The sequence below is a fragment of the Mesotoga sp. UBA6090 genome (genome assembly GCF_002435945.1).
Taxonomy (GTDB): domain Bacteria; phylum Thermotogota; class Thermotogae; order Petrotogales; family Kosmotogaceae; genus Mesotoga.
Genome location: NZ_DIXC01000063.1, coordinates 37,438 through 47,953, shown reverse-complemented (window position 1 = coordinate 47,953; position 10,516 = coordinate 37,438). Strand labels below are relative to the sequence as shown.

Here is a 10,516-nt window from a genome sequence, read left to right as displayed (position 1 = left end):
TGGACACTTTCGCAGATTTGAGATGCATACAGTACTGAGTCATGTCAACAAAGCCTTAGTCCAATGGGTAAGAAACAAGTACAAGAAAAGGGGAGGTCTCACAAAAGCGGGTAAATGGCTAGAAGCTCTTGCTCGCAGGGAGCCTCATCTATTTGTACACTGGACAATGGGGATATTCTATATGGCTGGATAATGGGAGCCGGATGAATCGAGAGGTTCAAGTCCGGTTCTGAGAGAGCCTGGGGGTGAAACCCCCCTGGGCTACTCACCAGGCAGTGATATACTGATTAGCTCTTTCGATCGGTCCGTTGTGATAATATTGATTAGATGGCACTGCGGGATGAGTGATGTGTTTTGGTCTTCAACAAATTACGACGCTTTCCGACAATGTGGAAACTGTAGATACTTCGGAATTCTTGTAGATCAAAACCAGGTGGTCCAACCTGAATCAAACAAGCAGGAGCGTCAGCAATTACTGATCCCGCACAATTCATCAACTTGCAGAGCATGAGTTTCTAGCAAAGGTTTGAGTGCTATTATGAAAAGGGAAGTGGAGATATGAGAGTTTTGATGGTCTATCCAGAATATCCAGAAACATTTTGGAGTTTCAAACATGCATTAAGATTTGTCTCAAAAAAGGCGGTGTACCCGCCTCTAGGCCTCATGACTGTTTCTGCTATGTTGCCTGAAGATTGGGAGAAGAAACTCATAGATATGAATACGGATAGTCTACGCGATGAAGACATCTTAAAGTCCGATTACGTGATGATTAGCTCAATGGATATTCAACTTGACTCGGCAAAGAAGGTTATTGAAAGGTGCAAGAAGTTGGGCGTCAAGACTATAGCAGGCGGGCCGCTTTTCACAACCAGACCCGAGGAGTTCAGTGAAGTCGATCATCTTGTTCTCGGCGAAGCAGAAATGACTCTGGCACCGTTTCTTCATGATTTAGAAAACGGCCAGGCTAAGCACATTTACAAATCCGATGGCTTTCCAGATATTGCAGATAGTTCCATTCCAGACTGGGAGCTTCTTGACATGAGAAAATACTCTTCTATGAACATCCAGTATTCTAGAGGCTGTCCTTACAACTGCGAGTTCTGTGACATTATTCTGTTAAACGGACGCATTCCCAGGACAAAGAGCGCTGAAAAACTCATTGCGGAAATGGAAGCGCTGTATAGAGCCGGCTGGCGTGGAGGAGTATTCATAGTTGACGATAACTTTATCGGTAATAAGACGAAACTGAAGAGAGAGATTCTTCCGGCAATTGCCGAATGGATGAAAGACAGGAATTATCCGTTTGTGTTTAATACAGAAGCCTCGATTGATCTTTCGGATGACGATGAACTCATGAGACTCATGGTCGATGCGGGTTTCGGAACCGTCTTCGTAGGCATCGAGACTACCGAAGAGGAAAGCCTCGTTGAATGCGGTAAGTACCAGAACCGAAACAGGGACCTACTCTCATCTGTTAGGAAGATGCAGGAGTTCGGACTGCAGGTTCAGGGCGGATTCATTGTGGGCTTTGATCACGACAAGCCTTCGGTATTTCAGAATATGATCGATTTCATCCAGAAGAGCGGCATAGTGACGGCAATGGTCGGTGTCCTCACAGCGCCTACGGGCACAAGACTCTTCCAGAGGTTGAAAGAAGAGAACAGAATCGCATCGGAGTTTTCCGGAAACAACACTAGCATTCTGACTAACATAGTTCCCAAGATGGGTCTCAATAACCTTGTAGACGGTTACTATAAAATACTCAGCAACATTTACTCTCCGAAACCATACCGCCAGAGAGTAATAACCTTTCTCAAGAACTACAAACCCAATTCGTCTAGACATGTCAGGCCCCTTTCCGATAGTCTGAAGGCTTTTCTGAAGTCGTTGTGGGTAATTGGAATAAGGGAAAAAGGTCGAATGAACTATTGGTTGTTGCTCCTCTGGACAGCCATCTTTAGGCCATCGCTTTTCCCATTGTCTGTTGAATTTGCGATATACGGCTATCACTTCCGAAAGTCGCTTTCTTTTGGGTTAGAGGGAGAAAGCAAAGCACAGCTGCCGAGTCATGCAGAAAGAGATTCAAAGTAAGCGCGTATGTCTGCAAACTGAAAGTAGCCGACCGGTGAAGTCCTGGCTCTTTTCTCGCAAGAGGTTATAATTGAGGTCATTCCGACATCTCAACCCAAAGGAAGTGCGGATTGATGTCAGCGATTCTTGATGACGGGAGTGAGAACATAGTAGATGTCAAGAAAGAGTGTGAAATTCGGCAGCTTTCTGAGAAATTACATAGATGATACCGATAGGTTCAAGAGATGGCTTCAGCTTGGTATGGGATTTGAGAATTTCAGAAGAGGGCATTTTCCAGATAGGGATCGGCCACGATTTGTCAACACGGTCAATCACCTGGCGCTGGAGGAAGTGTATCTTGCGATAAAGGGTTCGAGTACCGTGTGGGTGAATTTAATGGCTCCTTCTGAACTTCTTCTTTCGGCGGGTCTTAACCCCGTTTCGGCCGAAGGCATTTCCGGGGCGCTTTCGTCGATGCATCTTGAGGACACGGCGATTGCATATTCTTCACAGGCAGGAATCAGCGACTCCCTGTGTACGTTTCATAGAGCTTCTCTTGGAGTATCTCTGAGAAAGCTTCTGCCTCCGCCTAAGTTGGTGATGACGACAAGCATTCTCTGTGACGGAAATCTTCCGACCTTCAAGAGGATAGCCAGAGAGTACGATGTTCCTTTCATTTTGATCGATGTACCCAGAGGTCGAAAGCGCGAGTCAGTAGGTTACGTTCTCTCGCAACTGAAGGCAGTTATTGGCACGATCGAGGAAATCACCGGGAAAGCTTTCAAAATGGAAGAGTTGTCAATGAGATTATCATATGAAAGAGAACTCATGGAAAACCTCGAGGAGGTTAAATCCAGAGCGAAAAACGCGTATTTGCCTCAGCATCTCTACGAACACATGAACTCGCTGTATGTACTGCATACTCTGGCGGGCGATCGGAGAATCGCGGCGGCCTCTAGAAGTATCGGCGAGGGGCTTGAAGCGATTCCCGAAAACGCGAGGAAGATCCTGTGGCTTCACATCCCCCCTTATTACGACAACGAGCTTTTCAATCTCTTCCTTCCGGGATCGAAAAACCTTGTGGTTTCGAACGAGCTGATGTGGGACTGGATGTATCCGGTCGACCCGCAACGACCGCTTGAGAGTCTTGCGGAGAAACTGGTATATAACCCTCTTTGCGGAAGCGTGGTCGATCGTGGGGATTTCTGCCTGGATCTTGCACGAAACTTCACGGTTGATGGAGTGATCCACTTTTCTCATTGGGGATGCAGACAGTCGGCAGGAGGAGTGAGTTATTTGAAGAAAGTCTTCGAAGAGGAGAGTATTCCCTTTCTCGAGCTCACGGGTGATTGCGTCGACCATGCATCTCAGGGTGCCGGGCAGCTGCGAACAAGGACAGAAGCATTCCTGGAAATAATGGAGAACAGAAAATGATCTACTACTCGTGCAGTTACATACCGATGGAAGTTTTGTTAGGAAGTGACAGTGAATTCCATAGAATAACCTCCATTGCTCCTGTCTCTTGCCACGAATTAGGATGCAATTTATGTGGTTATGCAAAGACGGTTTACGAAAAAGGAATGGAATTGAGTTCAGGCGATTATCTCTTGATAGCCGACTCCTGTGACGCGATGCGTAGAATCGGAGATCTTCTCACTGAGCTTTCGTCGGCCAGGGTTTTCATCCTAAGACTCCCATGGAAGAGAGATGCTGATGCAATAGAATTCCTTTCCGGAGAGATCGGTGATCTGACGACTTTCCTCGAAAACTCTGGTATTGCTGTTAACATGCATACAGGCATTGGTCGATTCAACGATCTCGTGGACTACGTACTGGCGAATGAGATTAGGGTAGAGGGAGCCGACTTGTCAAGGCTATATCTTTCGGCGCTAGATGGGAATAAAGCCGAAATCGACTCCTCCAATCTAGTGAGTGGCGGACCGAGAAAGCGAATTGCTCTGAGTGGGGGAGTAACTGATATTGGAGCCTTCGACAATGCAGTAGAGAAGGCCGGCGGTATAACAGTATCCAATGACACTTGCCTTGGAAGAAGACCGTTTTCGAGTAAGACTGCCGATAACATCGAACCGCTAACGGCGATTGCCGAACGTCTGCTGAAGTGGAGATCTCCTTGTGCTCGTTTCTCCGAAACAATTTCAGCTTCAAATGAGAGTGCAGACGCGACTGTCTTTGTGGTTCCCAAATTTTGCGACTTCTTTGATTTTGTTCGTCCCCGTGACGACGAAAAGACATACAGAGTTGAACTCGATTTCCCTCTGAATTCCGATGGACAGCTGACCACTAGAATCGGGGCATTGATGGAAAAGAACGACTCTAGATCGGTACTGCATTCAGAGGTGGAAACTAAGGTGATTTACGCAGGAGTTGATTCCGGCTCTACTACAACCAACGGCGTCCTGATTGATGGAAAAGGCAGGATAATATTTTCGAAGACCGTGAGGACGGGAATTAGGGCCTCAAGTACCGCAGAGGCTCTTATGCAGGAGATGAACGAATTCTCCCGCAAGAATGGAAATCAGATAGGAAAGTGCATTTCGACGGGTTATGGAAGACTGCTTGTCTCGTCTGCAAGCGATAAGATCACAGAAATCTCATGTCACGCGAGAGGTGTTTTCGAACTCTTTCCTGAAGCGCGCGGGATTATTGACATCGGCGGGCAGGATAGCAAAGTTATTCGCTTGAATTCCGAGGGGAATGTTGAAGACTTTGCAATGAATGATAAATGTGCCGCCGGAACAGGAAGATTTCTTGAGGTGATGGCTTCTGCTCTTGAATTGGACACCGAAAAGATGTCTTCACTTGCCCGAAAATCAAAGAAGAACATTTCGATAAGTTCAGTTTGCACTGTATTTGCTGAGTCTGAAGTCGTCTCGCTAATTGGAATGGGAGAAAGAATCGAAGATATATCGGCCGGTCTGTTCAAGGCGATAGCAAAAAGAGTGGGTGCGATGTACTCAAGACTAGAATCACCAACACCTCTTGTCTTCACAGGGGGAGTTGCGAGAAATGCCGGAGTAGTTGAGGCTATGAAGATGTTGTTCAAAACGGAGATCCTCATTCCCGACGTGCCCGACATTATGGGAGCTTACGGCGCAGCTTTGTTTGCAAGAGAGTCAAGTTCCGAGAACGACATTCGATGAGCCTTTGAACTTGTGCGCCCTTCGATTTGTCATAAATGTGTAGGAGGTGCATTTCATGGAGCACCATGAAGAACTACACAAGATTCCGAGTATAAGTGAAAACGTTATTGAAGACATCTACCATGTCAAACCTCACGAAGGGTCCCGGATAGTAGATCACGAAAGTGAAGAGAGAATCATTCACCGGTTTGACGATAAGGTAGATGCAATTACTGCCGCTTCGGAATTAGCGAGCAGCAGTCCTGAAGGGAAGCTCGTAATTCATGATTCCGAGGGAAACGTCGACAAAGACGAGACCATAACAGTTGGGAAGTCTCTTCGGGAAAAAACTGGCGGTGCCAGGGTTTTTGTACCGGTAGCTTATCACACCAGACTCACCAGACATTGAAGTGAAGAATCGTTGACCGTCCAAGAGCAAGGACCCGTCCTCCGAAAGAGCAATTGCGAGTTGGCTGTGCCAAGTTGAAAGCCCTAGAGTAAAGAAACGTCAGATACCTCGTTCTGAACATGAGGTCCGTTCTTGACGTTCACACACCCCGTCGATGATGGAACCGTCGATACCCCTCTCGAGAGGGGATTAAAGAGCTTTTCAAGGCTTTTCAAGATCCCAGATCCTTACTTGTCCTCTTTGCTTTTCCCTTCTCTCTACTCTCTGAACAAATGGTCTGACCAAGAACGAAGAACAGATCTTCGCTCTGGAAAGAATAACGGGTTCTCCTCGGCGAACCAGTCTGTTTTGCACTTTCCTACAAGACCCTGCTACACCCAAGCACGGTTTCTCGAAAACCCAGATCCTGAACAGGAGCACTTCAGGATGACAAAATAAGTTCGTTCTGATCAGATTCGCCTTTTTCTCGGTTTCTCCAATATTCCAGGCAGACGAAAAAGTCCCATCTGCGACATACTCTTCGAGAGAGTGCTTCGGTAGTATGGGAGTTAGGCCGATCGTTCTTGGCGCAAGGGCACTTGGCTCGCTCCATGTGAATGACATCATGTCGCCCTCCACTTCTACCAATGGAAGATCACCTGTAGAACTCATGAAATCACTGTTTCCGAACAGAGTCATCTCCGCGACTAGATATATCTCTTCGAAAGTCCATCTCACGTCCTCAATAGTGAATGGTTGTCCATCTGACCACTGAAGGCCTTCACGAATAACAAAACTCAATGTAAACCCGTCTTCTGAGATCCACCAATCCTTGCATAGAGCGGGATGTTCCGGGAATCCAAATTCGTTTTCATCCAGAAGCGACTCTAGAATGAATTTAAGTATGTTTAGAGAAGCACCGTCATTTCCAAAAGCGGGATTAAGAGATCTAGGATCAATTCCGTCAACACTCAATGTTCCTCCTGGCTTGTCGTTACACTGACAATGAAATACTCTGGTTCAGAGGCCAGTCCTGCGGCAAATAACAGAGTAAGCATAGAAACGAGGATTAGTGCTCTTTTCATAATCCCATCTCCCCTCCAACAATTGTCCTCTCAATATGTGGAACTGATGGACTCTTCTCCCTTCTTCCTGCACGCTGAAAACGCCTCAGTTCAGCAGTAGGTTTCAGAACAAGGCACGCTCGTTGTTAGATGGAAGAACAAAGTGTGAAAGAGGAGTAGTAAAAGAGCAAGTATCAAGCTTCGTCATCCCTTTCCCTCCATCCAGATAGAGGGACACAAGTGAAAACTTAATGAAGCGACACGGCAAATGAAGCAGAACATCGTTTCAGTTACACGTAGATTATGTTGCATGAAGCCTCTCAATTAAACAACTGATCGAAATGCAGAGCAGAATTCTCTGTAAAAGAACGACGGCACTCAAATAAAAATAAGAGCAAACGAAATTTTATCTACACCTAAAATCACTCTAGTGTATGATGGAAGTCAGTTCTTGCCCTTCAAGGTTGATTATGTTCAAATGAAGGTCTTTATTGGGTCTGAGTGATCTGTCGCATGAACATTCAGGCAGTTCGAGAGGAATCTTCTCTTCAAAGCGAATGACTTTCTATTAAGGTTCTGTCAAATGAAAAGTTCCAGTCTTGAATGCAAATTTGCGGACATCTGTTGGGACTTTTCAGTGAAGGAAAAACACAATCTCATTTCGCGCTGCTTGACCCCGCGCATTCGTAAAGAAGTTATAATCTATATTGATTAAGAGTAAGGAGTGGTTCAATGGATTCAAAGAAAAGAATAGTCCTTTCAACAATTGTAATGTTGTTTGCCACCCTAGGCCTTTCACTTACTATCTGCATCGATCCCGGTCATCAGAAGGAAGCCGACTTCACTCACGAGCAGATCGCTCCGGGTTCTGAAACGACCAAGGCGAGGGTTTCTACCGGAACGCGCGGATCCTCTACCGGGATTCCTGAATACGTCTTCAATTTGGAGTTCTCTTTCATGTTGAGGGATAGGCTTCTCGAAGAGGGGTACGACGTCGTGATGACTAGAGAGAGTCACGAAGTCAACGTGAGCAACATAGAGAGGGCAGAGATCGCAAACGAGGCAAAGGCAGATCTTTGTGTTCGGATACACGCCAATTACAGCTCTGACAGCAGCCTGAAGGGATTCATGTTGCTTGTTCCTTCCGCGTCGTCCGTTCACACTGCTCCGATCTACGAAGAGAGCAGGAAGGCTGCCGAGAAGATCCATGCGAGCTTGATCCAGATAAGCGGAATAAAGTCTCTCGGAATCAGAGTTCGTGATGACATGACGGGGTTCAACTGGTCGAAAGTCCCTGTAATAATCTTCGAAGCAGGGTATATGTCTAATCCTGAAGAAGATGTCCTTCTTTCCACCCAGGATTACAGGGGAAAGCTTGTCGAGGCTCTGGTTACTGGAATCGCGGATTACTTTCTTACGAAGTAGGTATTGCCTATCAAAAGCAGAACTCAGAACAATCTGCAATTCACGCTCTCTGCCGATGCACTCATTATAATAAAAATTGCTGCCCTTTTCGAGGGCAGCGAAGCGGTCTGAGGGTTACTTCAGCAATTAGATTATACAACTTTGTTTTCAATATTCCAAGTCAAAGTCACTCATGGAAGCGATTTCGACCTCTTGACAAGCCTCTATTTTTCCTTCTCCATTGTGAGAGCGGCTTCTTTCATCTTCTTGTTTAGGGAGGCAATGTCCTTTGGAAATACCAGCGCCGCTGTTAGCAAAACCAGTCCGCATGGGAGCCAGAACAATGCAGAGACATTCATTGCCACGCCTAGAGATCCAACCGCAGTTGCAAGCGTCCCGGCAAAGAACTGCCCGAATCCAGTCCCGAGAGAATCGGTTAAATTGAAGATGGAAAAGATTCTTCCCCTGTTTTCCGGTGCATTGACATTCATAAGCATTGTCTTCATGTTGGGTCCGGTCATAGAAGCGGAAGCGGCAGCAACCATTCCCAGCGCGCCAAGCATTACGAAGCCGCCCGCTCCTTCAACTGGCGGGAAGTTCAGGGCAAGAAGAGCGACGAACGTCCCTATGACAGTCATTATTCCGCTGAAAAGAGGCATGTAGGACGGCTTCTTCTTGTAGAGCAGGCCGCCGATTAGTCCTCCGAAGAATATTCCGAGAACGTTTCCGGCTCCAAAGAAGATGAATATCATCGTTGCAGATTCCTTCGACAGGTTCTTCGAGGTTTCGAAGAAGTTCACCAGATAGTATGGAATCGCACCCCAGGGAATCGTGCCGAGGATCCCCTGTATGAAGAGGATTAGATTGGTTTTAACTTTGAAGAGATTCTTGTAGTCCGAGAATCTCACTTTTCCGATGTAGCTTATTCCCTTGTCGACGAGATCGCCCACGGCCACTTCGGCGGCTCCCCTCTTTGGCTCTTCCGCAAAAAGGAAGAAGAGGAGAGCGAGGAGTATGTTGGGAAGCGATACAATTATGAACGGGATTCTCCAGCCGAGCGATGCACCGGTGAAGCCGGCTATCACCATGCCCATTATGGCTCCCAGAGAGATCGCGGTCGAAAGAAAGGAATTTACTTTAGCTCTCTGCGACTCTTTGAAGGCGTCGCCGGCATAAGAGAAGACTACCGGAAAGAGGGCTCCGACACCAATTCCCGTTAAGGCTCTGGCAACGAAAAGCTGGGGAAAGGTCTGCACGAAGGCAGAAAGAAAACAAGGAATCTCGCCCACCAGAACGCTTAAGAGAAGCAGGAGCTTTCGGTTGTACTTGTCGGCAAAGAAGCCCCAGAGAAGTGAAATCAAGGCCCCCACGATAGTGAATGAAGCCTGAATCAGCCCGATGTCTGCCTTTGTTATCCCGAATTCGGCCTCGATTTCTCCCATGTTCGGAGACATGACCATCTGGTCTGCATTCAGGAAGACCATCATGAAGAGCAAAAGAAAGAGAACGAAAGTCGCCTTTCCCTTTTTCATCTAAAAAACCCCCCGGTCTACTGAAGTTCGTCTCTTAGATTAGTGAACTCCTGTATTAAGGTATCCTTATCTCTCCACTTTTCTCTCACTTTGACGAACAGATCGAGGAAGATCTTCTGATCGAATATATACTCAAGATCCTTCCTTGCTTCAGTGCCGATGGTCTTGATCATTGAACCGCCCTTGCCGAGAATGATCGGCTTCTGGCTGTTTCTCTCAACGATTACATCGGCCCTTATCTTCAGTATGTTACCCTCGTCGCTGAACTCCTGAACAACGACTCCCACCGAGTGGGGAATCTCCTGTCTGGTGTTCTGCAGAACCTTCTCGCGAATAACCTCCGACGCCATAAATCTCGATGAACGATCGGTTATAAGGTCTTCGGGGAAAAGCATTTTTCCCTCCGGAAGAAAATCGAAGATGGTCTCCAGCAGTTCTTCAACACCGTCTGCCTTCTTGGCAGATATCAGGAAGGTGCGGCGAATGTCGTTGAAAAGCTCTTCGGCCTTTGCCTGGAAATCCTGAAGAAGCCTTTCGCTTTTGTATTCATCAACCTTATTGATGGCAAGAAAGACGGGAATTCGGCTTTGATTGACGTGATTGGCAACGAGTCTGTCCGATTCGCGGAGCCCATCGGTTGGATCGACGATTACCAGCAGCAGGTCCGAACCGGCAAGCGATGAAGTCGCGACCTTGAGAATGTATTGCCCTAGCCTGTGAAGAGGCTTGTGAATCCCGGGGGTATCGTAGAAGACGATCTGCCCCTTCTCCGTTGTCAGTATTCCGCCTATGCGGTTTCTAGTGGTCTGCGGTTTGTCCGAGACGATAGCGATCTTCTCGCCAATGATGGTGTTTATCAATGTGGATTTTCCCACATTGGGCTTTCCCACTAAAGCTACGGTCCCGGACTTCACTGAC

At 47.0% G+C, this 10,516-nt stretch carries 8 protein-coding genes and 1 pseudogene; 6 read left to right on the top strand and 3 right to left on the bottom strand.

Annotation, left to right across the window (positions count from 1 at the left end):
- The 5 genes and pseudogenes from B3K42_RS10450 to B3K42_RS10430 form a co-directional block, all read left to right on the top strand.
- Positions 1-193: pseudogene (locus B3K42_RS10450) on the top strand (group II intron reverse transcriptase/maturase); the annotation flags it as partial.
- 365 nt (positions 194-558) lie between these two features.
- Positions 559-2,091, top strand: coding sequence for a B12-binding domain-containing radical SAM protein (locus tag B3K42_RS10445; RefSeq protein WP_110990227.1), 1,533 nt, complete (start codon positions 559-561; stop codon positions 2,089-2,091).
- 153 nt (positions 2,092-2,244) lie between these two features.
- On the top strand, positions 2,245-3,504 hold the full coding sequence (locus tag B3K42_RS10440; protein WP_110990228.1) for a 2-hydroxyacyl-CoA dehydratase subunit D: 1,260 nt from the start codon (positions 2,245-2,247) through the stop codon (positions 3,502-3,504).
- Entirely contained in the window at positions 3,501-5,231 is a 1,731-nt protein-coding gene (locus tag B3K42_RS10435; RefSeq protein WP_110990229.1) for an acyl-CoA dehydratase activase, read from the top strand. Before B3K42_RS10440 ends, B3K42_RS10435 begins: the two co-directional genes overlap by 4 nt.
- 55 nt (positions 5,232-5,286) lie before the next feature.
- Complete coding sequence (locus tag B3K42_RS10430; RefSeq protein WP_110990230.1) at positions 5,287-5,619, top strand: DUF2188 domain-containing protein; 333 nt, start codon at positions 5,287-5,289, stop codon at positions 5,617-5,619.
- A gap of 201 nt (positions 5,620-5,820) precedes the next feature.
- On the opposite strand, the gene B3K42_RS10425 is transcribed toward B3K42_RS10430, so the two are convergent.
- On the bottom strand, positions 5,821-6,573 hold the full coding sequence (locus tag B3K42_RS10425; protein WP_258367207.1) for an ABC transporter substrate-binding protein: 753 nt from the start codon (positions 6,571-6,573) through the stop codon (positions 5,821-5,823).
- Positions 6,574-7,394: 821 nt separating this feature from the next.
- Here B3K42_RS10425 and B3K42_RS10420 point away from each other — a divergent pair.
- Complete coding sequence (locus B3K42_RS10420; protein WP_110990231.1) at positions 7,395-8,087, top strand: N-acetylmuramoyl-L-alanine amidase; 693 nt, start codon at positions 7,395-7,397, stop codon at positions 8,085-8,087.
- Between the two features lie 203 nt (positions 8,088-8,290).
- Here B3K42_RS10420 and B3K42_RS10415 read toward each other — a convergent pair whose 3' ends face one another.
- The gene (locus tag B3K42_RS10415) at positions 8,291-9,598 is read right to left on the bottom strand and encodes an MFS transporter (RefSeq protein WP_110990232.1); all 1,308 of its coding nucleotides are present in this window, start codon (positions 9,596-9,598) and stop codon (positions 8,291-8,293) included.
- 17 nt (positions 9,599-9,615) lie between these two features.
- Positions 9,616-10,512, bottom strand: a complete 897-nt coding sequence (gene era, locus B3K42_RS10410) for a GTPase Era (protein ID WP_181419041.1) — start codon at positions 10,510-10,512, stop codon at positions 9,616-9,618.
- Positions 10,513-10,516 lie beyond the last annotated feature (4 nt).